Raw genomic sequence first — 23,090 nt, forward strand, 5'->3', positions numbered from 1 at the left:
AAGCAAGAACTGGTACCCGTTTATCTGATGGTAGATGCTACGACCATATGTTGAATGACGCAATGGAGTTACCATGAATACGTCAGTTGTTTCACCGGGTCGCGCTGGCCTGATATTACTGTTAACCGGCCAGATGCTGCCGATGATTGATACCTCAATCACCAACGTGGCGCTGGACGCCATTACCCATTCACTGCACGCTACCGCCACCGAACTGGAGCTCATCGTCGCACTCTACGGCGTGGCCTTTGCCGTCTGCCTCGCGCTCGGCAGCAAGCTGGGGGATAATTTTGGCCGTCGCCGTCTGTTCATGTGGGGTGTGGCGAGCTTTGGCCTGGCCTCGCTGCTCTGCGGAATGGCAGGGAACATTGAACAGCTGCTCGCCGCGCGCATCGTTCAGGGCGCAGGTGCCGCACTGATCATGCCGCAAATTCTTGCCACGCTGCACGTGACGCTCAAAGGTACGGCGCATGCAAAAGCCATCAGCCTGTTCGGCGGCATCGGCGGGATTGCGTTTATCGTCGGGCAGATGGGCGGCGGCTGGCTGGTATCTGCGGATATCGCCGGGCTGGGCTGGCGTAACGCCTTCTTTATCAACGTGCCGATTTGTCTGGTGGTGCTGGCGCTGAGCCGCCGCTTCGTACCGGAAACCCGTCGCGAGACGCCGTCACGCATCGACTGGCCGGGTACCGTGTTGCTGGCCATCATGCTTTGCTGCCTGCTGTTCCCGATGGCGCTCGGCCCGCAGTGGCACTGGTCCTGGCCGCTGAAGGCGATGCTGCTCGCCCTTGTCCCGCTGGCCTGGCTGATGGCGCTGAATGCGCGCAAAAAAGAGCGTGAGAATGCCCACCCGCTGATCCCGCCGCGCCTGCTTGCGCTTCGCAGCGTGCGCTTTGGCATTCTGATTGCGATGCTCTTTTTCAGCGTCTGGTCCGGGTTTATGTTCTGTATGGCGCTGACCATGCAAACCGGTCTGGGGATGGCGCCGTGGCAGTCCGGGAACAGTTTTATCGCCCTGGGCGTGACCTACTTTATTTCGGCGTGGTTCGCACCTCGGCTGATTGCCCGCTACAGCACCAGCACCATCCTGCTGACGGGTCTGGCGATCCAGATTACCGGCCTGCTGGCGCTGATCGCCACGTTCCGCGTTTGGGGCATGGAGAATACCACCCTGACGCTGGCACCCGCGACCGGACTGGTGGGCTACGGGCAGGCGCTGATCGTGAACAGTTTCTACCGCATCGGGATGCGCGACATTCAGCCTGACGACGCGGGAGCCGCGAGCGCTATTTTAAGCACCCTGCAGCAGGCCGCGCTGGGTCTTGGCCCGGCTATTTTTGGCGCCATTTTGCTGCATGCTCTTCAAAACCATCACGGGGATTACACCCAGGCGGTTAACGTCTTCCTCATGGTGGAAACAGCCATGATGGTGGTGCTGGCTCTGGCGACGCTGCGCATCCGCCATCGCCTGTGCCTGCCGGTGGTAAAGGTCTGCCAGGCCGCCAAATAAGTTCGTGAATTTGCATAATAGATCCGCAGCCGCCATTATGGGGCTGCAAAAATACAGGAGACGTTATGCAGGAATTGATTGCTCAGGTTGAAGAGTTAGGCATTGAAATTAATCACACCACCTCTTTAGTGATTATCTTTGGTATTATTTTTCTTACCGCCATCATCGTTCATTTTATTCTGCACAAAGGGGTACTTCGCGCATTCGAAAAACGCGCGCAGGCCAGCAGCCATTTATGGCTGCAGATCATCACCCAGAATAAATTATTTCACCGTCTGGCCTTTACCCTGCAGGGGATAATTGTCAACGTCCAGGCGGTACTGTGGCTGCAAAAGGGCAGCGAAGCGGCGGAAATACTCACCACCTGCGCGAAGCTGTGGGTGATGGTGTATGCCCTGCTCTCCTTCTTCTCGCTGCTGGACGTGATTTTCAATCTGTCGCAGAAAATGGCTACCGCGTCACAGCTGCCGCTGAAAGGGATTTTCCAGGGTATCAAGCTGGTGAGCGCCATCCTGGTGGGGATACTGATTATCTCCCTGCTGATTGGCCAGTCCCCGGCGATTCTGATCAGCGGTCTGGGTGCCATGGCCGCCGTCCTGATGCTGGTGTTTAAAGACCCGATACTCGGACTTGTGGCGGGTATTCAGCTTTCTGCCAACGACATGCTCAAGCTCGGCGACTGGCTGGAGATGCCGAAATACGGTGCCAACGGCACGGTGACGGACATCGGCCTGACCACCGTGAAAGTGCGCAATTTCGATAATACGATTACGACCATTCCGACGTGGGCCCTGGTCTCCGACGCCTTTATCAACTGGAGCGGCATGTCGGCCTCCGGCGGGCGACGCATTAAGCGCAGCCTGAACATTGATACCACCAGCATTCATTTCCTCGACGAGCAGGAACAGCAGAAGCTCATTCAGGCGAAACTGCTGAAGCCTTATCTGGCCGCACGTCATGAGGAAATTAACCTGTGGAATCAGCAGAACGGTGAAGGGGAATCGGTATTAAACCTGCGCAAGATGACCAATATCGGCACCTTCCGCGCCTACCTGAACGAATATCTGCGCAACCACCCGCGTATTCGTAAAGATATGACGCTGATGGTGCGCCAGCTAGCGCCTGATGCGAATGGTTTGCCGATTGAAATATATGCCTTCACCAATACCGTGGTCTGGGCAGAATATGAGGAGATTCAGGCCGACATCTTCGACCATATTTTCGCGGTGGTGGATGAATTTGGTCTGCGTATTCACCAGTCACCCACCGGGAATGATATTCGCGCCCTATCGGGTGTTGTCGCCAGATAATCTTTTTGTAGGCCCGGTAAGCGAAGCGCCACCGGGCGAAAAGGCAGGTGCGGTCTGGTGCCCTCAACCCGACCCTCTCCCACAGGGAGAGGGAGAAAACTGCGCTACTTTTTGCGCGAGAGCTTAAAAGCAATAAACAGGAACACCACCCACACCGGCAGCAGCATCGCCGAGAGGCGCATCTCATCCATGGTACACATCAGTACCAGAATCAGCCCCAGGAAAGCGATACAGAGGTAGTTCCCCGCCGGGTAAAGCAGCGCTTTGAACTGCGTTTCGCGCCCCTTGCGGCGCATCGCGGCGCGGAATCGCAGGTGCGCCAGGCAGATCATGATCCAGTTCAGCAACAGCGTAGCGACTACCAGCGCCATCAGCAGGCCAAAGGCCTCTTTCGGCAGCAGGTAGTTGATCAGCACCACCAGCGACGTGATGGCACCTGACAGTAACAAGGAGTTCACCGGCACGCCGCGACGGCTGACGCGGGTTAAGAAGCGCGGTGCGTTGCCCTGAACGGAGAGGCCAAACAGCATACGGCTGTTGGAGTATACGCCGCTGTTATAGACCGACAGCGATGCCACCAGAATGACGAAGTTCAGCGCAGAGGCGACCACGTTGCTATTCAGATCGTGGAAAATCATCACGAACGGGCTGCTGTCGGACTTCACTTCTACCCAAGGATAGAGCGCCAGCAGCACCACCAGCGAGCCGATGTAGAACAGCAGAATCCTGTACACCACCTGGTTAACCGCTTTTGGAATGCTTTTATGCGGGTCGCGCGCTTCAGCAGCGGTAATGCCAATCAGTTCCAGTCCGCCGAAGGAGAACATGATCACCGCCAGGGAGAGGATCAGCCCTTTCCAGCCGGTGGCGAGGAAGCCGCCGTGCTGCCACAGGTTGTCGATCGTGGCGCGCTCGCCGCCGTGGCCTGAGAACAGCAGCCACAGGCCAAAGCCGATCATGCCGATAATCGCCAGCACCTTGATCAGCGCAAACCAGAACTCGGTTTCGCCATACAGGCGGACGTTGACGAGGTTAACGGCGTTAATAATGATGAAGAAGGCCGCCGCCCAGATCCACGTCGGGACATCCGGCAGCCAGTACTGCATATAGATGCCTGCGGCGGTCAGCTCCGCCATCCCCACCAGCACGAACATCACCCAGTAGTTCCAGCCGGACAGGAAGCCGGCAAACGGGCCCCAGTATTTATAAGCAAAGTGCGCGAAGGAGCCTGACACTGGCTCTTCGACAACCATCTCGCCAAGCTGGCGCATGATCAGGAAGGCAATAATCCCGGCGATACCGTAACCCAGCAGCACCGCCGGGCCCGCCATCTGAATAGCGGGGCCGATGCCGAGAAAGAGCCCGGTACCGATTGCGCCGCCAAGGGCAATTAACTGAATATGTCGATTTTGCAAACCACGTTGCAGCGTCGGATTCTGATCCGACGAGGCTTCGGCGCTACCATGGCCTGAAGCGGATGACGCGTCTTTCACGTCCTACCCCTGTCTCTTTTTTAGAAGGGGCACGTTTTAACACTTCATGCTTGAGGTAGCAAGGGATTGGGGCATCCCTGCCCCGATAACGAGATGGTACGCTTAGAATTCGTAGCCAACCGCGATCTTAAAGGTACGCGGTTCGCCCTGCGTGATGTAGGTACCGGAATCGTCCACGCTGGCCCAGTAGTTTTCATTGGTCACGTTGTCGATGCCCGCGCGCACCGTCATCTGGTTTGCATTGTGGTTCACCGCGAAGCGATAGCGCATCCCCAGATCCAGCGTGGTGTAGCTGTCCAGCTTTTTGGTGTTTGCCAGGTCAGCGTACTGCGCACCGGAGTGGTTGACGCGGGCGGTCGCCGTCAGGCCATCAATCGGCTTGATGTCATACTCTGCACCCAATACGGCGTAAAAGTTCGGAATACCGATCGCATCGTTACCCTGATTGACGCCATTTTTGGTTTTGGTCAGCTCGGCCTGCAGCCAGGTGGCGCTGGCGTTGAGGCGCATCCCGAGCATGGGTTCGCCGAAAATGTTCAGCTCCACGCCACGGTTACGCTGTTCAGCGTCCAGGCCGTAGTGATTGTTGCTGTCGAGGATCGCCGACGGCATCTTGATTTCAAACAGCGCAAGCGATCCGCCTACGCGGCCAAAGTCCGCCTTTACGCCCACTTCGTTCTGCTTAGAGTGAACGATACCGGTGCTCTGGCCGTAGTTGGTGGCGGTATTAGGCGCGGTTTTGCCCGGCTGCAGCGCTTCGGTATGGTTAGCATAGAGGGAGATTTCCTCCCACGGCTTGTAGACCACGCCGTAGGTTGGCATCCAGCGACTGCCGTCGAAGCCGTCTGCCGCGTTTTCCGCACCGGTAATTTTGTTATACCCGCGAATGACCACTTTCTGGTGGCGTGCGCCAGCGGTGAACAGCAGTTTGTCGTCCAGCACGCCCAGGGTATCGCTCAACAGCCAGCCCTGGGTACGGGTGCGTCCGCTGGTCAGCGGGTCGCTGTACTTTCCGCCAGATCCGTTGAAGTTGCTGCTGTCCGGCATATCGACCCCGGTGTTGTGGTAGATGTTGGTCGTCGGGTTATCCTTCGTCGCCGACATTTTCCACGCGATTTTTTCGTTTTTGGTCATCGCCGAATAGCCAACGTTGACCTTGTGCGAGATAAAACCGGTATCAAAGTTACCGCGAATGCCCGCCATGCCGCTGACGGAATCGCTGATGCGGTTGGTATCAAGGCGGCTGACCGTTGCCTTACCGCTTTTATCCACCAGCTTCGGCGCGCTGTAGATCCCTTCCTCGTGCGCGTGCTGCGCGCCAAGTCCGGTATAGGCGGTCCAGCCGTCGGTGATGCCGTACTCGCTGCGCCACATCCCGAACTCGTTTTCGATGTTGCTGTAGGCCCACTTCTGCGAGAAGTTGCGATCGTTTTTCGGCGGCTCGGGCACGAAATCCACCGCCGAAATGTTGACGCTGGTTGGGCTGCCGTGGAAGGTTTTCTTCTGATAGCCCAGATCCAGCGAGGTGCGGAAGCGGTCTCCGTTGTAATCCAGGCCGGTAGAGAGCAGCGTGGTGCGGCGGCGATCGTTCGGTATGCCGGTTTCCCCTTCGCGGTGCACCAGGTTCACCCGCGCGCCAAACTGGTCGTTGTCGCCGTAGCGACGGCCCGCATCCAGCGTGGTGCCAATTTGAGAATCTGAGGTGTAGTCGACGCCCACTTTCGCCTGCGGGAGTTCGCCCGCATGTTTTGGCTCAAGGTTGATCATCCCGCCCACGCCGGAGCTCGCCGCGCCGTTCATCAGGGCGTTTGCCCCTTTGAAGATCTCAATGCGCTCAACCATCTGCGTATCCACCACCTGCCGCGGCAGCACGCCGGACAGACCGCCAAAGGTCATGTCGTCACCGTCGAACTTCAGACCACGGATACGGTAGGTTTCCGCGCTGTTGCCGAAACCCTGGACGAACTGCACGCCCGCATCGTTGGCGACTACGTCAGCAATGGTTTTCGCCTGCTGATCTTCCACCAGCTTTGAGGTGTAGCTGATGATGTTGAACGGTACGTCCATGGCGTTCTGCTGGCCCAGCATCCCCATCCGTCCGCCGTTTGCCACCTGTCCGTCGAGGAAGGCCGGTACCAGCCGATCGCCACCGGGTTTGAACTCGCTGGCAGGCTTAGCCTGCACGACGAGAGTATCTTCTTTTTGATCGTCCGCCGCGAAGGCGGAATGTGTTACCGCGCCAACGGCAAGCGCCAGCAGCGTTTTGTGTATGTTGGTGTTGTTCATCGTTAACTCATTTGAAAGTGCGCGCAAAAATGACCCGTTGTCGGGCCTTAGAATGTATTTATAGCAATGCAAATGAGAACTATACGCATTATCCATGCGTTAGCAAGCGTAACTGCGAATAACAAGAAGAGATGGGGAGACAGGGTGAGGAACAACCACCCCGTTTCGGGGTGGCTGCAATGACGTTATTTTTTCTTGTAGATATTGGCCGTACCGTGAATTTTATTGTTGGTGTTCCCTGAGGTGAGCACCAGAACATCCGCGCCTTGCTTATCGGCTTTCTCAATCAGTTCTTTTTTTGCATCATCAACCGATACTTCATTTGAAGTGCTTACCGTACCGATTTTTTGATACTGAGACTCGACTTTCTTGAACTCATTTTTAGTCAGCAGTTGGGCAGCAAAAGCATTGGTCGTAAACAGTAACGCCGTTCCCAACAAAATAGCAGTCGTCTTTTTCATAACCTTTTTCCTTGAGATTAATCAGCAACTACGAAAAACCTCACGCATTATGGTGAGGTTTTATGAGCATGGTAGAGAATCTCAGGAAATGCCATTTTTTCGGGAAAATTCTTTTATAACAACCCATTGCATGAAATTATTAACGAATATTAAGAATAGTCGAATACACGCGCGGCGCCAGCAATATCAATGCGTACCGCCGTGCCCGGGTTCCATCCTGGCTGGCTGACGGTCTTCAGGGTCACGGGCTCGAGCTGCCCGGCGAGCCCAAGGGTGAGCGTCGACAGGTGGCCGGTAAAATCCACATCAAGAATGGAGATTGGGCTTTCATGTGAGGCGCATGCCGTCACGCTCAGCTGCTCCGGGCGCAGCATCACTCTGCCCTGCCCTGTCGCCTGCGCGTTGTCCGTGGGCACCTCACCCAGGGCGCACAGGGCGTAGCCCGCGGTGAGCTGCGCAGGCAGGATTAGCGCATCACCAAGAAACAGCGCCGTCTCTTCGTCAACGGGACGGGTATAAACCTCATAAGGCGTCCCGACCTGCGTGAAACGTCCGGAACGCATGACGGCAACCTGCGTGGCAAAAGACAACGCTTCGTTCTGGTCGTGGGTGACCAGAATCGAGGCCACGCCCGCTTCGGCCAGCAGATCGGCCGTTGCCTTACGCGTCATCGCGCGCAGGCCGGTATCCAGCGCCGAGAACGGCTCATCCAGCAGCATCAGTGAAGGACGCTGGGCCAGCGCACGAGCAAGCGCCACACGCTGCTGCTGTCCGCCGGAAATCTCGTGGGGCCAGTGTGTTGCGAGCTGCCTGTCCAGCGAGACCATCTCCATCAGCGCCTCAACGCGCTGGCGCTTCTCGTGGCGGGTCCCGTCCAGCCCCCAGGCAATGTTGTCTGCCACGTTGAGGTGGGGGAACAGTGCGCCCTCCTGCGGCACAAAACCGATCCCGCGCTGGTGGGCTGGGACAAAACGGTTTTCATCAAACAGCGTTCTCCCCTGCATGACAATACGTCCGGTGTCGGGTGTCTCAAACCCGGCAAGAATACGCAGCAGCGTGGTTTTACCCGACCCCGACGGCCCGACAATGGCCGTTCTGCTCCCCGGCGCAACGCTCAGGTTTAAGCTGTCGAGCACCTGCACATCAGCAAACGATTTAGAAATGGCGGTTAATTCAAGCATGTCATAGCCCTGCAATTTTCTTCGACTGCATATAGAGAATGGCGGTCAGCGGGAGGGAAATCAGGATCATCAGCATCGCGTAAGGTGCCGCAGCCACATAATCAATTTCGCTGGTCAGCGCCCAGAATCCGGTGGAGAGCGTGCGCGTGCCCAGGGGAGAGAGCAACAGCGTGGCGGTCAACTCATTGCTGACGCCGAGGAAAACCAGCGCGGCTCCCGCCGCCGCACCCGGCGCGGCCAGCCGCATCGTGACGCTCCAGAGCGCCTTCGCGGGCGTGCTGCCAAGGCTGCGCGCCACGTTTTCCAGCTCAACCGGTGCCTGCGCAATTCCCGCCCGCAGATTGATGAGCGCACGGGGCATAAACATCAGCAGATAGGCAAGGAACAGGGTTATTTCCGTCTGGTAAATGGGACGGGCGTAGTGAATGGTGACGGTGACCAGGGCCAGCGCCGTGACAATGCCCGGCAGCGAACTGGTGATATAGATGCACCCTTCCAGCATCCGGAAGATACGGTGCGGATAGCGGATACCGAGCCACGCGATGGGGATCACGCACGTCGTCGTCAGCAGCGCGCCGCCCACGCCGAGCATCAGCGTCTGGCGCAGCGAGTGCCAGAGATCGGCGCTCATCCAGTTTTCCACACCGCCGAGCCAAATCCAGCGACACAGGACAACCAACGGCACGCCCAGCGCCAGCACGATCAGCACGATGAAAAACAGCTGCCCCAGCGCGGCAGCCGCAGGCTTCAGCGGCCAGCGTTTCTGTTCGCGCGCGGCACCGGCGCCAATGCGCGCGTAGCGTGCTTTTCCACGCGTCACGCCTTCCAGCACTAAGATAGCCAGGCAGCATAACGCCAGCACGCCCGCCAGCATGTTTGCCGCCGGGCCGCTGAAGGTAGACTGAAACTGGTCATAAATTGCCGTGGTGAAGGTATCAAAGCGGATCATCACGTACAGGCCATATTCCGCCAGCAGGTGCAGCGCCACCAGCAGCGCGCCGCCGCAGATAGCCAGCTTGAGCTGGGGCAGCACCACGCGGAAAAAGACCCGCCACGGCGGGGTGCCGAGCGATGCGGCCACATCTTCGAGCGTCGGGTCAAGGCGGCGCAGCACCGCCGCAACCGGCATGTAGATAAAGGGATAGTAGGCCAGAACGGAGAGAAACACGCCCGCGGAGAGCCCGTGCATGGACGGAACAACGCTCACCCAGGCATAGCTTTGCACAAACGCGGGGATCGCCAGCGGGGCGACCGCCAGTGCAGACCAGATCCCTCGCCCGGCAAGCTGCGTGCGCTCTGTGAGCCAGGCTATCGCCACGCCCGTCACGATACACAGCGGAACCGCCAGGGTTGTCAGCCACAGCGTGTTGCTGAGCAGCTCAGCCACACGCGGGCGAAACACCAGCGCCTTTATCGTTTCCCAGCCCGTCTCAATGCCAATGGCAATGATAAAACCCAAAGGCAGAAGCGCCAGTAATGAAAATAAGACAGCTAACGCAACCATCGGCAGTGCAGGACGCCTGCGGGCAGGCTCCTGCACTCTGTTTTTTCCGATGTCGAGACTCAGACCAGACATAAGACGTTCACTTCACTCTCAGGATCACAGCAGACCGGCTTGCGTCATCAGCTCAATAACTTTCTTACTGTTGAGCGTTGAAGGTTCAACTTTCGGCGCATCAAGATCTTTCAGCGGAACCAGTTTCGGGTTGGAGGACGCGTTCACGCCCACGGCGTATTCAAAGGCGTTGTTGGTACGCAGACTTTCCTGACCTTCTTTGCCGGTAATGTATTTGATGAAGGCCTGCGCCTGCGCTTTGTGTTTGCTGGACACCAGCACGCCACCGCCAGAAAGGCTTACGAACGCGCCCGGGTCCTGGTGTTTGAAGTAGTAGAGCTGGGTGTTTTTGCTGTTTTCACCGGTTTTGGACTGATCGACAAAGCGGTAGTAGTGATAAATCACCCCGCCATCAATCTGACCAGCATTGACCGCTTTCATCACAGTGCTGTTACCTTTATAGGCAACGAAGTTGGCTTTCATCGCCTTGAGCCATTCCAGGGTGGCTTTTTCGCCTTTCAGGGCCAGCATCGCGCTCACGATGGCCTGGAAATCCGCGCCTGAAGGAGATGCCGCCCAGCGGCCTTTCCACTCGGGTTTCGCCAGATCCATCAGCGACTTAGGCAGCTGCTGTTCGCTCAGCTTCGCCGGATTATAGACAAATACGGTGCTACGGGCGGCAATGCCGATCCAGCGGCCGTGCGCCGGACGATACTCTGCCGGTACCTGCTTCAGAGTGTCGGCATCCAGCGGTGCAAACAGGTTAGCGTTATCCACCAGCACCATGGATGGCGAGTTTTCCGTCAGGAATACGTCTGCCGGCGATGCGCTGCCTTCCTGAACCAGCTGGTTACCCAGCTCGCTGTCATCACCATTACGCAAAGTCACTTTAATCCCGGTTTCTTTGGTAAAACCGTCAACCCAAGACTTCACCAGGTTTTCATGCTGCGCGTTATAGACAACGATACCGTCGTTGTTATCGGCGGCAACCGATTGTGTGGAAAGGAAAAGGGATGAAGACAACAAGGCAAGCGAGAAGCAGGACAGCAGGCGAGAATTCATGAACATATCCTTAATAGACCAACGGGAGTAACCACTCATAGCTTTGTGGGACAGGATTAAAGCATACAACAACGCTAATGATAATTAGTATCAATCCAGTTTACGCGTAAAAGTGTAAAATTTCTTTTTAGCAGATTTTGTAATGATAAAAATCCAAATTTTAACGCGAGATAATTTCTAGATTAAGAAAACCTTAAGCCTGCCAACAACGAAATTCATTAGCCTTCTATTCATTATGGCGCGAAGGTAAATCTGTTATTCGCGCTCCCGGCAGATATAAAAAAGCCCCGATATTGCGGGGGCTTTTTATGGTTATCCGGAGATAGCTAAATTTATTAGGCTACTCATTTAAAAAGCATTACATAGCCGCATGAGGGGCATACACAGGATAGGTGAAGAACAATAAATGCACGCAGTTCAGTCCAAAATGGAATAACGTTGCAACCCAGAGCCTGCCGCTCCACATCCACGCCAGGCCGTAAATAATGCCGGAGAGACTGGCAAAAATAATCAGTAGTAAACCGCCGCTATAATGCATCAGCCCAAAGATGACTGAGGTAATCAACAACGCGACAACAGGATGAACGATCCGGGACAAGCGCTGCTGCAGGTAGCCTCTGAACAGGGCTTCCTCGGCCAAAGAGACGAAGAAAATATTCGCAAGGGCAAATTGCGCGAACCATTCTGGCGCATGCGGCTCAATTCTCAGCCCGCCCAACGCCACAGCCAGAAGTAACAGCGCGGGTACCGCAAGTACCAATATTCCCCAGCCGAGCTTGCCAATTTTATAGAGGGGTTTTGCTACGAATAGCGTTGGCATGCACGTAATTAAAAAGAACGGCACCACCGCCTTGTCCATATTAAAGTACATACTGAACGGTATGCTTTGCGGACCAACGACGACAGCATCCAGCACTTTGGGATTATGGAAGCCCGGGAGCACATGCATAACCAGGGCAACGGCGATGACCACGCACAGGCCTTCAATCAGATAAGTATATTTATCATCTTTATTACGTAGCCATTCAACAACAGACCAGCCAATTACGATTGATGCAATAACCAGCAGCGCCGGGGCGTCAAGAATGCTCTGTTTCCAGCCGAGAAATGCCGTTAATCCCAGCAGCAGGTAAGCCAGGCTTTTATTAAGGGAAAGTGCGGCAAGCGAAATTGCGAGTAGATACCACATAAATGTCCTTCGTGACCGATAAATTTTAGGGTCGATGTCCCAAATATGTCCCAAAACGGAAATCAGGAGGATGTGAGTGAGGCGTAACTCTATGAAATGAAATGGCACGCCCTGTAGGATTCGAACCTACGACCTACGGCTTAGAAGGCCGTTGCTCTATCCAACTGAGCTAAGGGCGCACTGAGAAGCGTGTACTTCGCGGCGGTGAAACGCGAAGAATTATACGGTCAATGGCAGGTGAGTCAATGCCTTTTCCGTTTTAAGGAGCAATTACCGCTAGCCGATTGTAAATACGGCTATTTTCTCAACATTTATCCCCGTTTTACCGTAAAATTTAGCGCTGCGAAAAGGCTTAGTTGCATTTAAGTAACGCCTGCTGTTTTCCTGTACGTCAGCTCGTCACACTAGAGTCAGGTATCCCGGCCGCCTGGAGGCTGACAGACAACAGGACAATGGAGTGACAGCGCAAAACCTGATCGATACGCCCCCCCGGTTACAGTACCTATCTCAGGACATCGTCGGCATTAAGCTTGAGCCCATCGTCGCCCTTACCTCCTTGCGCCAGGTTGGCGTCGAGGTCCTTAGCGTTCTGGCCGACACGCGGCACAGTGAGGACTTTTTTTGCGATCGGTCCGCTGAGTGGTCGATAACGCTGCTTGAAGCGCAGCTTGCCACGTTAAAAAATACGCCGCACGGTCATAACCTTTTTATTAATCTGCCGATAACCGTCCTGACAGAGCCTGCGTCCTTTCAGCGTCTTATCAGACTCCCCTGCGTGCCGCTCAATATTGAGTTTGTCGACCCTGCGGCTTTTTTGGCGCTGTCTGTCGCGCGCAAGCAGCATGTGGTTCAGAATCTGCAGCAGCTGAGCAGACAGGGGCACGCAATCTGGCTGGATGACATCGATGACGTCTTAGTGCAGTCGTTTTTATCCTGTCGACTCCCGTTAAGCGGCATCAAAATAGATAAGGAAGCATTCTGGCGTTTACGCGATACCCCTGCGCTGAGGCACCTGGTTTCCCTTTGCTTTCAGCTTGCCGGGAAAGTGCTTATCGAAGGTATTGAGACTGAACGCGATCGTACCTGGGCACTGCAGGCAGGCGCAGACTTCGGCCAGGGATATTACTGGCCGTCCTGGACATGGCCGGAGGATTAAAACGCCATTTCCAGGAGGGAGACCATGCGAATGACAGTGCGCCGTTACCGGCGGCGGCGTACAGGAAGTGATGCACTGGGATTTACGCGCTCACCTTTTGCCCCCCCCTTTTTCGACCGGCTCGAATTCTTGAGCCAGTCCATCAGCCAGCCCCGCAAAACAGACGCCCCGTTTATCCTTCTGGTGACGGAGGATCACTATCTGCGCACCGGTTTTCTCAACGGGCAGTTCCCGCTGAGCAGCTGCTGTGACTACGCCACGCTGGATGACGCCCTTGTCGCGCAGACGCAGTGGCCCTCTGCCCGTCTGGTCGTGGATATTGAAAGCCGGTCCACGGGGCTTCTGGAGAAACTGGATCAGTTGAGACGCCACAGCCTGTTTCCGCCTTTCCTTACGCCCTGGCTGTTAGTCCGGGCCGATAATTACGATACTCGCCTCTTCTGCAAAGCGGCAGGTCCTTTTCATGTGCTCGAACGCCAGATGAACGCCGCAGCACTCCAGCACAGCCTGCTGGATACCCGCCCCCCACAGGGCTCCGACAAAGACTGGTTTTCCCGCAACGAATGGCCGATCCTGCAGGAACTTTCCCGGGGCAAGACGTTACGTCAGATTGCCCTTATGCAGAATCGTCCCTATAGCCGCATTATCTATCGTCTCAGCTGCATCCTGGTGAAACTGGGGCTGAGTCATCGGCAGGAATTACTTCACCTTCTTAATAACCTCTCAGACTGCACGTTTACACTCACGTCCTAACCCCTTATTTCCTAAAGCGCTTTAGGAATTTACTTACCACTCGTGTTTCAAAAATGTTAATTTTTAACAATAAAGTCGAAATTATAACTATTCCTAATTTATGGCCGCGAACCTTGCGAAATGCCACAAATTGAACGAACGGCAGCACTTTCCTCCATCCGTTAAGTGAATGCAGACGGCGTTAACAAGATGATAATGATGTAAAAACAAGCAGGTTAGCGGGAACGCTCAGGAGAAAAAAGCGAAGCGGATAGCATGTTCTCCTGTGCATGAGATGTGGGCCTTAGGGTCAACATGCGCGCTTTCAGATGAAGGTCTGACGGCCTGCGAGGGCAATTGTTGTCCTCATCAGCGTGGGTTTGTCCCCCTGAATGATGCGTATTTTTGTTAACAATTGATCAACATAAAGAGATATGTGTTATTTTTTGTTATTACATAAAGATGAAAATATGCGGTAAATGAGATAACAGGATATTTCCGCTAAATTTAAAAAAATAGCGATTCAGATCCAGAAGATAATACAAACCCATAAGCGGATATTAATTTACAGGGTTTTCGGAAAAAACTTACCCTGTATAATAAGATGCGTACCAAATCTGAATAAGAAAAACCTTTTTGCCAACACCAGCCAAATGAGATGACCGCGCTGAGGCATAGTTCTTTTCATTACGTAAACAAGGATGCTTTCGCTCTTTCCAGGGAAATACTACGGTATAGGGATCTGCACATTATATCCTTCCGGCATTTCGAGAGTTTTACCAAACTCTGCATAACGCTTTTAACAATCTGAGGCATTAAAAATGAAACCGGCATCCGTTATCATTATGGACGAACATCCTATCGTCAGAATGTCGATAGAAGTCCTGCTACAGAAAAATAAGAATATCACAGTCAAGCTCAAGTCTGGCGATAGCCATGAAGTTCTTGACTGTATCCGTAATCACCCTATCGATCTGGTGATCCTTGACATTGAACTCACGGGCACGGATGCTTTCGCTTTACTTAAGAGAATCAGAAACTTAAACAAAGACATTAAGGTTCTGTTCCTCTCGTCTAAATCAGAGTTATTTTACGCGGGTCGCGCTATTCGCGCCGGGGCAAATGGCTTCGTCAGTAAACGTAAAGATTTGGGTGAGATCTACAACGCCGTAGAAATGATCCTGATGGGCTATTCCTTTTTCCCGTCGGAAACGCTGAACTTTATAAACCATTTGGGTTCAGGGAAAGGGATGGCTGTCGATATGCCATTATCGAATCGCGAGGTCACGGTATTACGGTATCTGGCGAATGGATTATCCAATAAGGAAATTGCTGAACAGCTACTATTAAGCAACAAAACCATTAGCGCGCATAAATCCAATATTTATTCCAAACTGGGTGTGCAAAGCATCGTGGAATTAATTGATTACGCCAAAGCGCACGAGCTGCTTTAACCTGAATTCACTCCCTGCAGCTTATCTGAGCTGCAGGGAGTGCGGTCAGTGCTAATTATAGTTAATCATAAAGGTGGCATCCGCATCGGCTCGTCCGGGCTGAGGGTTATCTGCAGTGGCAATATAATTGGCATAAAACGACAATGTTGCATTCCCCTGCGCATCAACCGAGACCGGCTGGCTGGCCTGCTGGAGAGCCAGACGCGTTTTATCCGCATCCCTGATCTCTACCGCAACACGGCTCGCTGTACTGGCGTCGTTCAGCGCCAGCAAACCGTTATTGCTCCCGTCGGCTTTGCCCGAAAACGTAATGGACGCCGCGCCCGGCGGACAGCCGGTCAGCTTCAGCGTAAACGGCATGGGCTGCGTGCGGCTCCCGGTCGTGCTGAGCTGTTTCGTGGGCCAGGTGCCCAGCGTAACGGTCTTGTCGCTGTCGCTCCCCTCGGCGACGCAGGTAAAATCGACAATGTTGCCGTAGAGCCGAATGTTAATTTCGCCCAGCGCGGTGTCCGCCTGAGCCTGTGTGCAAAGCGCAAAAAGCGCCACGGTGATAAAACGGATCCCGTTTCGCATATCGGCTCCTTAGTCGTAATCCACACGCAGATACCCGCGCGAGGTAAAACGCCCTTCCGCTGGCTTATTGCCCGTCACGCTCACCGGCCAGACCCGGATCCCAACCTGTGCCTGCGCGCTATCGTCGAGGCGGAACGGAATTTTGCTTGTCAGGTTGTTAGGCGTCAGCGGCGCCCCGCTCTCGTTAGCGATGATAAACCCGACGTCCGGGTTATCCGACACCAGCACATTATCAGAGACTTTTTCCGCCTCAACGCGCATCGTCAGCATGGCGTTCGCCTCCACGTTGGTGCATTTGATCGCGATGGTTTTGCTTTGCGATGAGACGCCCTCCGGTTTGTTACCTACACCCGCCTTGCTGAACAGGGAGGCGCCAATGTCACCGAAATCAAACTCCACCACGTTACCGGCATTGATGGCGCAGCTTTGCGGCACCTGGATGGTACCGCTATAGCTGATGGTATAGACCGGCGTGGTGAGCGGATCGGAAGAGGTGGTGGTGACATAAACGCGGAACATGGTGGCGCGCGGGATCACGACCATGTTAATAAAACGCCGGGTCACCTTAAGGCGGAAGACAAGGCTGGAGTCCTGCACGCCAAACGGTTTGTTTTTCGAGACGTTAGGGTGGCTCCCCATCTGGATATAGTTTTTGGGCGGATAAAACACGCCAGCATAGCTGTCCGTGATTTTCATGGCCCCGTCCAGATAGTCGTTAAGCTTCAGATACTGATAGCCGTCGCTCGTGCCCGTTACCGGGTAGTCGGTCACATAGCTACGCTTGGTGGTATTCCCGACGGTGCCCTTCGGGCAGACGGCATTCACCCCTACCCACTGCGACTTCTCGCTGAGCGTCACGACCTGTCCAATCTGGTTATTCGAGCTATTGAATTTATCCGTCAGGTCGTAATGCACCTCCGTCGGCACGCCCTTTTCATTGACGCACACGGTAGCGAATGCGTTTGTCGCAGGCAGTAACGCCAGAAGCGACAAGGCAAAGATGTGGGTTTTATTCACAGCGAATCCCCTTCAGTGTGATTGCCTGTTGCAGGCTCTTTTCAGGCAAGCTGTAAGGCGCGCGACACTGGGACTGCGCCCCGTCGCCCCACTGGATCAGCAGTTCGCCTTCCAGCGGCAGCCCGCTCAGGTAAATTTGCCCGTCATCCCCCACCATGCTGGTGACACCGCTCCGGGTCTCACGGACCACCGCACCGAACGGCACCGGCTGGTTACCGCGCATCACCGTCAGCAGGGCGCGCACGCCAATGCGGGTATCAAAGCTGGCGCGCACCAGCGCGCCTTTGGTCGGCACCACGCTGCTCACGTTGTTTTCGATGTCGGTGTTGTTGCTCATGGTGTTGGTATCCAGCGCCACGCGGTTATAGCGGTAGACGGTGGCATACGGCATCACCGCATAGCCTCGCCAGTCGGTTCTCACGCCGGTCTGGTTTTCGACGCTGACGCCGGATGCCCCCGGGGCTTTGATCAGCACGTTGGTGTCGCCCAGCGGCTGGCTGAAGGTCACGCCGTCGGCATGACCGACGACCCCGCCGGAGAGCTGCCAGTTAAGATCGTGCTGATCGTCGCTGTAGTTGTAGCCCATGCCCAACGTGCCGTAGGTCGCCTGCCAGTTGGCGCTGGCGCTTCCGCTTGCGCCGTTGGTGCTGGTGTGTCCCTGGGTCACGCTGTAGTTCAGGTTGCGGTCCTCCAGCAGCGTGCCGCTGACGCCGGTTTGCCAGCTCGTGTCGCCATCGCTGTTCCGGCTGGCGGAAGCCGTGGCATAGGCGCGGTCAATCGCGCTGTCCCGACGATAGCCCTGGCGAGTAAAGATACTGAACGGCACGGAGACGTTAAACGACGCGATCCGGTCGGTGCCGTCGATCCCGACGGATTTGTTCCACGACCACGAAACGGAGTAGTTGATCCCCTTCACGCCCCCCGCGTAGCCCAACTGGTACCAGAGGTTCGACTCGTCGGTTCCCCAGTAGGTCTGCTCGCTGCCGGAGATATAGACTGAGCCGTAGTCCCCCAGAGACTGAGATACGTTGAGCTGGAAGCGACCTTTTTTATTCCACGTCAGGTTGTGATAACTCTGCACGTCCGGCACGCCGTCATTATCCTGGCTGTCGGCATACTGATAGCCTTCCATTGAGCGCCAGGCCACATCGTCCAGGGTGTAAAATCCTTTTGTGGAGTAGCGGTAGCCCAGCAGCTGGAAGTTGGTGCCGAAGCCGTTAAGGGATTTCGCATAGAGGAAGCGCAGGGACTGCCCTTCATGCTTGCTGTCGTCCGCGAGCTGGCTGCGGGCGTGGGTGATATCGAGCGAAACCGCGCCCCAGTCGCCCAGGTTTTTTCCGGCCCCGACGGCGACCGCGGTATAGCGTGAGGCCAGCTGTGTTCCGCCGTAGAGCGTAAAGCCGTTGGCAAGTCCGGTAATCAGGGTGCCCTGGGTGAAGAACGGCGTGTCCTGATCGCTGTTACCGCTGCGGTAATCCCCCGCGACGAGGTCATACTTCCAGCGCCCTTCACGCTGCAGAAGCGGCACGGTGGAGTACGGCACGGTATAGCGCTGCTGGGAACCGTCTTTCTCTTCCACCGTCACTTCCAGGTCACCGCTTGAAGAGGTGGGGTTGAGATCGGTAATCGCAAAGGCGCCCGGCTGCACATAGCTTTGATAGATCACGTAGCCATTCTGACGGACCACCACTTTGGCGGGCGTCCGGGCGATCCCGCGCACGGTGGGCGCGTAGCCCTGCAGGCTGTCCGGATACATGCTGTCAGACGAGAAGAGCCGTCCGCCGCGGAACCCCATGCTGTCGAAGACGTCATTGCCGGTATTGCTGTCGCCCAGGACCAGTTCGCTTTTCAGCGGGATCACGGTGCGCTGCGCCCAGGTGCCAATATTCTGCCACTCGCTGTGTCGCTGCCCGTTGGTCTGCGTGTATCGCCATGCGCCGTTGTTACGCAAGCGCCAGGCGCCATAGTTCAGCCCGCTCTGCAGGTTGAGATAATAGCTGTCGTCTTCGCTTCCCCGGTTGCCGGAGAAGCTGTAGTTCAGCAGCGCGGCGGGAATGCCCTCATCCCACTGTTCAGGCGGAATGTAGCCCCGGGCGCTGTTCTGTAATGCCACCTGCGGCAGGCTGACGTTCAAACGCTGTGAGGCAAAGTTGAATACCGTTTCGCTGCCGGGAATGGCCGTGGTCAACGGGACGCAGGTCTCGCCCTGGACCTGAGCCAGCTCGGGAAACGCCGCGACGTTGACGCCAAAGCGGTCGAGCATCGCCCGCGTAATACACGGCGATAACCCGCCCGCCACCGGCGGCGTGTTCTCAGCCTGCTCAAAACGCACGTCCTGAGTTCCGATAAATTCATCGTTACGCCAGATATCCACGCGATAAACGCCGGGTACCTGCTGGTGCCCTTGTTCAAAACGCGACAAATCCGCCACGCTGGCGGTGTCGTCGGACAAAAAGGCCGGGTTGAAATAGCTTTCGCTCCAGCCAGCCTGCGGCCAGAGCGCAGCCATCAGCGCCAGCGCAACCGGGCAGTAACGTCCCTGGTGGTTTTTCATCGCCCTGACTCTGCTCACAGGTTGACGCTACGCGCCGGCGTGATGGCACCGTAGTCATTCACGCTCTGCCAGGAGAGCGTGCCGCCGGCACCGGCTGGCAGCACCTGCTGTGCCGCGCTTTTCGGCGCCACCATCAGGTTATCCAGCGTCTGACCGCCCAGCTTAAGATTGACGAGGGTGATGTAATACGGAGACGCGTTGCTGACTTTGAGATGGTTACCCGCGCGCTCAAACCGCAGCTGGGAAAGCGCCTCTTCCGGCTGCATCGCCAGGTTGTTCGGTCGCACAAACAGCTTGATGCGCGAGAGAATAGCCAGCTGCAGCACGTTATTGTTTTCCGTTTTGGCTTTGTTCACTGACGGGATCGCTTTCACGTTCATGTAAAACAGCGATTCACGGTCGGCAGGCAGCGCAGGACCGGCGTAAATAATGCGCAGCGTGTTTTCACTGTCCGGCTCGCTAACAAACAGGGGCGGCGTGACGGCAAACGTTTTTTCTTTTTTCCCGTTTGCATTTTCGATCCACGCGTTAATTAAATAGCGTTCCTGTTTATTGCTGTTGGTGATTGCCAGCGACGTTTGCTTCGCCTCTGCGGGATAAATAACGCGGGTGGCTCCCAGCGCAATACCACCGGATGCATTCGCGCATGCGGAAACCATCATTAAAATAAACGATAAAAAAAGTCCTGGTTTAATTAGGGTATTCATCACAACCGTACCTTTAATAATGTGTTCGCAGGTGTTATGGATAAATCAACGTAAACCAGACATCCGACTGAATTTTGCCTGGCTCGAGGTGTTCGGAAATAGCCCGATAGCGGGCGCTAAAATGGAACGCCAGCTCGCGGGTATCGATCGGCAGCCAGCTGACGGCCGTGGCATTCGGGATAATCTGACGTTGCTGTTCGTCAAAGAGCGCCAGCCCGACGCCGCTGCTGACAGGCGTTTCACCTGGTCGCGATGTCGCCAGAAAGACCTGCGGATCCTCTGCGGGTGTGACGCCCTGAAACTGGATCCCCACGGTGCGCGAAACATCAACGCTGCAGTCCAGCAACCGCACGGTGAACGGCACATTCACCGTGGAAAAACTGCCCACGCCGGAAAATGAGTTGGTTCGGTACTGCCCCATATCGATGCGCATATTCTGGCTGTCGGGCGCCACGGCGCAGCCGCCGTTCACCAGTTCACCCCGGAGATGAACCTTGCCGCCTTCAATCACCACGGTATGCGCCGATGCCGGGCAAGCCATCGCAAGGGTTAACAGCAGTAGTGTTCCTGTCCTTGTCATCCTTCGTTCCTGGCAATAGCGTATGACGGGCCTCGTCCCTGAGGCCTGAACATCCCTGTGCGGAGGAATTATTCGTATTTCATTACGAAGGTGGCGTCAGCGTTCGCCTGGCCTGGCTCGGTAGTCGCAGCCGTTGATTTATAACGCGCGGTGAACTTCAGGGTGTTTGTCCCTTCGATCAGCGTCTGCGCAGCAGAGAAGGTCGCACCGTCTGGGGTCAGAACGCTGGATTTGCTGTCGAGGATCTCGATACCCACGCCTTTCGCGGTGTTGTCGTTGCTGCCGGAGGTGACGGCCAGCAGGGTTTTGTCGGTTGGGTCGATCTGACCGGTGAACGCAACGGCTGCGGTTTTGGCGACCAGCGGATCGCAATCGTTCAGTTCAATGTTGAACGGAATATTAGAGGTGGTGTCGCCCACTTTGGTGAATTTCGCGGTACGATACTGACCCAGATTAACGGTCTGCTCGGAAGAATCAGTATTTACTGAACAAGCCGCATTAACCAGCTCACCTTTAAAATGTACGGTACCGCCATTTACGGAAACCGGGGCAGCAGGATCTGCTGCATTTGCGGCACCCGCAACCAGGGCCAAAGTTGCAATAACAGTAGAAGCAATGTTGCTGAGTTTCATGTCTATTCCTTTAAAATGTAAATAACCCTTCCCGCGAATAATCGGGAATAAGAAATACGTTCAATTGATGAATTGAAAGCTTATTTCGGAGGAGACAAAGTAGCTCAGGAGGCGATTTTTAAATATGTCAAAACGCTGCCATTTCGCCAGGTCACATCCTAATCCCGCCTAAGAAATTGACCATCCCTTAAGAAGGGTTTTTGCGGCTTGCTGATAAAAACGCGCAAAGGGTGACTGACAGCGAGGCTCGCTTCTGACAAAATACACGCATCCCCCCTTTCGAACGTTACAGACGGAATCTTCTCTCTGATGGCAGCAAAGATTATTGACGGTAAAACGATTGCGCAGCAGGTGCGCTCTGAGGTCGCGGAAAAAGTGAAGGCGCGTAAAGCCGCCGGAAAACGCGCCCCCGGGCTGGCCGTTGTGCTGGTTGGCAGTAACCCGGCATCGCAGATTTATGTCGGCAGCAAGCGCAAAGCGTGTGAAGAGGTCGGCTTCGTCTCCCGCTCTTACGATTTGCCGGAAACCACCAGCGAAGCAGAACTGCTGGAACTTATTGACACTCTGAATGCCGATAAAGAGATCGACGGTATTCTGGTTCAGCTGCCGCTGCCCGCCGGTATCGACAACGTGAAGGTGCTGGAGCGTATCGCACCGGATAAAGACGTGGACGGTTTCCATCCGTACAATGTGGGCCGCCTGTGCCAGCGCGCGCCGCGTCTGCGTCCGTGCACGCCGCGCGGTATTGTGACGCTGCTGGAGCGTTATAACATCGATACTTACGGCCTGAACGCCGTGGTCATTGGCGCGTCCAACATCGTGGGCCGTCCGATGAGCATGGAGCTGCTGCTGGCCGGCTGCACCACCACCGTCACCCACCGCTTCACCAAAAACCTGCGCCACCACGTTGAGAACGCCGATCTGCTGATCGTCGCGGTCGGTAAGCCGGGCTTTATTCCGGGCGAGTGGATTAAAGAAGGTGCGATTGTCGTGGACGTCGGGATTAACCGTCTGGAAAACGGCAAAGTGGTCGGCGACGTGGTGTATGAAGATGCCGCCGCGCGTGCCTCGTACATTACCCCAGTACCGGGCGGCGTAGGCCCGATGACCGTCGCAACGCTGATTCAGAATACCCTGCAGGCATGCGAAGAATATCACGACGTAGAGGACGCGTAAGATGGCCACATTTTCATTAGGCAAACACCCGCACGTTGAGCTGTGCGATCTGCTCAAGCTGGAAGGCTGGAGCGAAAGCGGTGCGCAGGCGAAAATCGTCATCGCCGACGGGCAGGTTAAAGTCGACGGCGTGGTGGAAACCCGCAAACGCTGCAAGATTGTCGCGGGGCAGACCGTGAGCTTTGAAGGCCAGAGCGTAACCGTTACGGCCTGAGCCCCCTCACCCTAACCCTCTCCCCAACGGGGAGAGGGAACAGTCCGAACGCCGTTTCCAGGCCGGGTAAGGCGAAGCCGCCCCCCGGCAATGTCTCTCATCATCCCCTCACACCCATCACGGTTATTTATCGATCCACTTCAAATAATCACTATTTCATCTGTTGAAAAGTGAAAATTCAGTTGCGCGTTTTTCACTCTTTGCCCACGATAAGTAGAACGTTCTACTAAAACGTTCTACTTACAATA

The 23,090-nt window shown here is 55.5% G+C and carries 20 protein-coding genes and 1 tRNA gene; 7 read left to right on the forward strand and 14 right to left on the reverse strand.

All coding sequences use genetic code 11. From position 1 onward, the window contains the following. Positions 1–73: 73 nt before the first annotated feature. Positions 74–1,510, forward strand: coding sequence for an MFS transporter (locus BMW97_RS08605; protein ID WP_045909672.1), 1,437 nt, complete (start codon positions 74–76; stop codon positions 1,508–1,510). Between the two features lie 65 nt (positions 1,511–1,575). Beyond that, positions 1,576–2,820 (forward strand): mechanosensitive ion channel family protein, encoded by a 1,245-nt coding sequence (locus BMW97_RS08610; protein ID WP_048225987.1) that lies wholly within the window; start codon positions 1,576–1,578, stop codon positions 2,818–2,820. A gap of 104 nt (positions 2,821–2,924) precedes the next feature. Here the strand turns inward: BMW97_RS08610 and pheP are convergent, their stop codons facing one another. The 8 genes from pheP to BMW97_RS08650 form a co-directional block, all read right to left on the reverse strand. Then, positions 2,925–4,313, reverse strand: coding sequence for a phenylalanine transporter (gene pheP / locus BMW97_RS08615; protein ID WP_045909674.1), 1,389 nt, complete (start codon positions 4,311–4,313; stop codon positions 2,925–2,927). Positions 4,314–4,415: 102 nt separating this feature from the next. Next, a complete protein-coding gene (locus BMW97_RS08620; RefSeq protein WP_045909675.1) occupies positions 4,416–6,599 on the reverse strand; it encodes a TonB-dependent receptor in 2,184 nt (727 codons plus the stop codon). A 185-nt stretch (positions 6,600–6,784) separates the two neighbouring features. Continuing rightward, positions 6,785–7,060, reverse strand: a complete 276-nt coding sequence (yahO, locus tag BMW97_RS08625; RefSeq protein ID WP_021241596.1) for a DUF1471 family periplasmic protein YahO — start codon at positions 7,058–7,060, stop codon at positions 6,785–6,787. A 149-nt stretch (positions 7,061–7,209) separates the two neighbouring features. Further along, complete coding sequence (locus tag BMW97_RS08630; RefSeq protein WP_045909676.1) at positions 7,210–8,241, reverse strand: ABC transporter ATP-binding protein; 1,032 nt, start codon at positions 8,239–8,241, stop codon at positions 7,210–7,212. Between the two features lies 1 nt (position 8,242). Beyond that, positions 8,243–9,817, reverse strand: a complete 1,575-nt coding sequence (locus BMW97_RS08635; RefSeq protein ID WP_045909677.1) for an ABC transporter permease — start codon at positions 9,815–9,817, stop codon at positions 8,243–8,245. Between the two features lie 24 nt (positions 9,818–9,841). Next, entirely contained in the window at positions 9,842–10,858 is a 1,017-nt protein-coding gene (locus tag BMW97_RS08640; RefSeq protein WP_045909678.1) for an iron ABC transporter substrate-binding protein, read from the reverse strand. 358 nt (positions 10,859–11,216) lie between these two features. Further along, positions 11,217–12,047 (reverse strand): CPBP family intramembrane glutamic endopeptidase, encoded by an 831-nt coding sequence (locus BMW97_RS08645; RefSeq protein WP_045909679.1) that lies wholly within the window; start codon positions 12,045–12,047, stop codon positions 11,217–11,219. 102 nt (positions 12,048–12,149) lie between these two features. Beyond that, a tRNA-Arg gene (locus tag BMW97_RS08650) sits at positions 12,150–12,226 on the reverse strand. A 278-nt stretch (positions 12,227–12,504) separates the two neighbouring features. On the opposite strand from BMW97_RS08650, the gene BMW97_RS08655 reads away from it, so the two are divergent. The 3 genes from BMW97_RS08655 to fimZ all read left to right on the forward strand — a co-directional run bounded on the left by BMW97_RS08655 (position 12,505) and on the right by fimZ (position 15,389). Further along, a complete protein-coding gene (locus BMW97_RS08655) occupies positions 12,505–13,203 on the forward strand; it encodes an EAL domain-containing protein (protein ID WP_045909720.1) in 699 nt (232 codons plus the stop codon). A 24-nt stretch (positions 13,204–13,227) separates the two neighbouring features. Next, positions 13,228–13,956 carry a helix-turn-helix transcriptional regulator gene (locus BMW97_RS08660; protein ID WP_045909721.1) on the forward strand — a complete coding sequence of 243 codons (729 nt, stop codon included), beginning with the start codon at positions 13,228–13,230 and terminating at the stop codon, positions 13,954–13,956. An 800-nt stretch (positions 13,957–14,756) separates the two neighbouring features. Continuing rightward, on the forward strand, positions 14,757–15,389 hold the full coding sequence (gene fimZ / locus BMW97_RS08665; protein ID WP_008499339.1) for a fimbria biosynthesis transcriptional regulator FimZ: 633 nt from the start codon (positions 14,757–14,759) through the stop codon (positions 15,387–15,389). A 51-nt stretch (positions 15,390–15,440) separates the two neighbouring features. Here fimZ and sfmF read toward each other — a convergent pair whose 3' ends face one another. The 6 genes from sfmF to fimA all read right to left on the reverse strand — a co-directional run bounded on the left by sfmF (position 15,441) and on the right by fimA (position 21,452). Beyond that, complete coding sequence (sfmF, locus tag BMW97_RS24305) at positions 15,441–15,962, reverse strand: fimbria assembly protein (RefSeq protein ID WP_045909722.1); 522 nt, start codon at positions 15,960–15,962, stop codon at positions 15,441–15,443. A 9-nt stretch (positions 15,963–15,971) separates the two neighbouring features. Beyond that, entirely contained in the window at positions 15,972–16,979 is a 1,008-nt protein-coding gene (gene fimH / locus BMW97_RS08675; protein WP_045909723.1) for a type 1 fimbria D-mannose specific adhesin FimH, read from the reverse strand. Next, positions 16,972–19,533, reverse strand: a complete 2,562-nt coding sequence (locus BMW97_RS08680; protein ID WP_045909724.1) for a fimbrial biogenesis usher protein — start codon at positions 19,531–19,533, stop codon at positions 16,972–16,974. Before BMW97_RS08680 ends, fimH begins: the two co-directional genes overlap by 8 nt. A 14-nt stretch (positions 19,534–19,547) precedes the next feature. Further along, the gene (gene fimC / locus BMW97_RS08685; protein ID WP_045909725.1) at positions 19,548–20,240 is read right to left on the reverse strand and encodes a type 1 fimbria chaperone FimC; all 693 of its coding nucleotides are present in this window, start codon (positions 20,238–20,240) and stop codon (positions 19,548–19,550) included. 34 nt (positions 20,241–20,274) lie between these two features. Next, positions 20,275–20,820, reverse strand: a complete 546-nt coding sequence (fimI, locus tag BMW97_RS08690; protein WP_023310642.1) for a type 1 fimbrial protein subunit FimI — start codon at positions 20,818–20,820, stop codon at positions 20,275–20,277. A 68-nt stretch (positions 20,821–20,888) separates the two neighbouring features. After that, positions 20,889–21,452, reverse strand: a complete 564-nt coding sequence (gene fimA / locus BMW97_RS08695; protein ID WP_008499333.1) for a type 1 fimbrial major subunit FimA — start codon at positions 21,450–21,452, stop codon at positions 20,889–20,891. Between the two features lie 309 nt (positions 21,453–21,761). Between fimA and folD the strand changes: the two genes are divergently transcribed. Further along, positions 21,762–22,628, forward strand: a complete 867-nt coding sequence (gene folD, locus BMW97_RS08700) for a bifunctional methylenetetrahydrofolate dehydrogenase/methenyltetrahydrofolate cyclohydrolase FolD (RefSeq protein WP_008499332.1) — start codon at positions 21,762–21,764, stop codon at positions 22,626–22,628. 1 nt (position 22,629) lies between these two features. Then, a complete protein-coding gene (ybcJ, locus tag BMW97_RS08705) occupies positions 22,630–22,842 on the forward strand; it encodes a ribosome-associated protein YbcJ (protein WP_028012224.1) in 213 nt (70 codons plus the stop codon). The last annotated feature ends 248 nt before the right edge of the window (positions 22,843–23,090 follow it).

Source organism: Enterobacter sp. NFIX58, assembly GCF_900110475.1.
In the GTDB taxonomy this organism is placed as follows: domain Bacteria; phylum Pseudomonadota; class Gammaproteobacteria; order Enterobacterales; family Enterobacteriaceae; genus Enterobacter; species Enterobacter quasiroggenkampii.

What these genes read in the sequence shown, in the direction of transcription:
- BMW97_RS08605 (WP_045909672.1), top strand. Translation starts at nt 74, where the DNA reads ATGAATACGTCAGTTGTTTCACCGGGTCGCGCTGGCCTGATATTACTG.
- BMW97_RS08610 (WP_048225987.1), top strand. Translation starts at nt 1,576, where the DNA reads ATGCAGGAATTGATTGCTCAGGTTGAAGAGTTAGGCATTGAAATTAAT.
- BMW97_RS08620 (WP_045909675.1), bottom strand. Translation starts at nt 6,599, where the DNA reads ATGAACAACACCAACATACACAAAACGCTGCTGGCGCTTGCCGTTGGC.
- yahO (WP_021241596.1), bottom strand. Translation starts at nt 7,060, where the DNA reads ATGAAAAAGACGACTGCTATTTTGTTGGGAACGGCGTTACTGTTTACG.
- BMW97_RS08630 (WP_045909676.1), bottom strand. Translation starts at nt 8,241, where the DNA reads ATGCTTGAATTAACCGCCATTTCTAAATCGTTTGCTGATGTGCAGGTG.
- BMW97_RS08635 (WP_045909677.1), bottom strand. Translation starts at nt 9,817, where the DNA reads ATGTCTGGTCTGAGTCTCGACATCGGAAAAAACAGAGTGCAGGAGCCT.
- BMW97_RS08640 (WP_045909678.1), bottom strand. Translation starts at nt 10,858, where the DNA reads ATGAATTCTCGCCTGCTGTCCTGCTTCTCGCTTGCCTTGTTGTCTTCA.
- BMW97_RS08645 (WP_045909679.1), bottom strand. Translation starts at nt 12,047, where the DNA reads ATGTGGTATCTACTCGCAATTTCGCTTGCCGCACTTTCCCTTAATAAA.
- BMW97_RS08660 (WP_045909721.1), top strand. Translation starts at nt 13,228, where the DNA reads ATGCGAATGACAGTGCGCCGTTACCGGCGGCGGCGTACAGGAAGTGAT.
- fimZ (WP_008499339.1), top strand. Translation starts at nt 14,757, where the DNA reads ATGAAACCGGCATCCGTTATCATTATGGACGAACATCCTATCGTCAGA.
- sfmF (WP_045909722.1), bottom strand. Translation starts at nt 15,962, where the DNA reads ATGCGAAACGGGATCCGTTTTATCACCGTGGCGCTTTTTGCGCTTTGC.
- BMW97_RS08680 (WP_045909724.1), bottom strand. Translation starts at nt 19,533, where the DNA reads ATGAAAAACCACCAGGGACGTTACTGCCCGGTTGCGCTGGCGCTGATG.
- fimC (WP_045909725.1), bottom strand. Translation starts at nt 20,240, where the DNA reads ATGAATACCCTAATTAAACCAGGACTTTTTTTATCGTTTATTTTAATG.
- fimI (WP_023310642.1), bottom strand. Translation starts at nt 20,820, where the DNA reads ATGACAAGGACAGGAACACTACTGCTGTTAACCCTTGCGATGGCTTGC.
- fimA (WP_008499333.1), bottom strand. Translation starts at nt 21,452, where the DNA reads ATGAAACTCAGCAACATTGCTTCTACTGTTATTGCAACTTTGGCCCTG.
- folD (WP_008499332.1), top strand. Translation starts at nt 21,762, where the DNA reads ATGGCAGCAAAGATTATTGACGGTAAAACGATTGCGCAGCAGGTGCGC.
- ybcJ (WP_028012224.1), top strand. Translation starts at nt 22,630, where the DNA reads ATGGCCACATTTTCATTAGGCAAACACCCGCACGTTGAGCTGTGCGAT.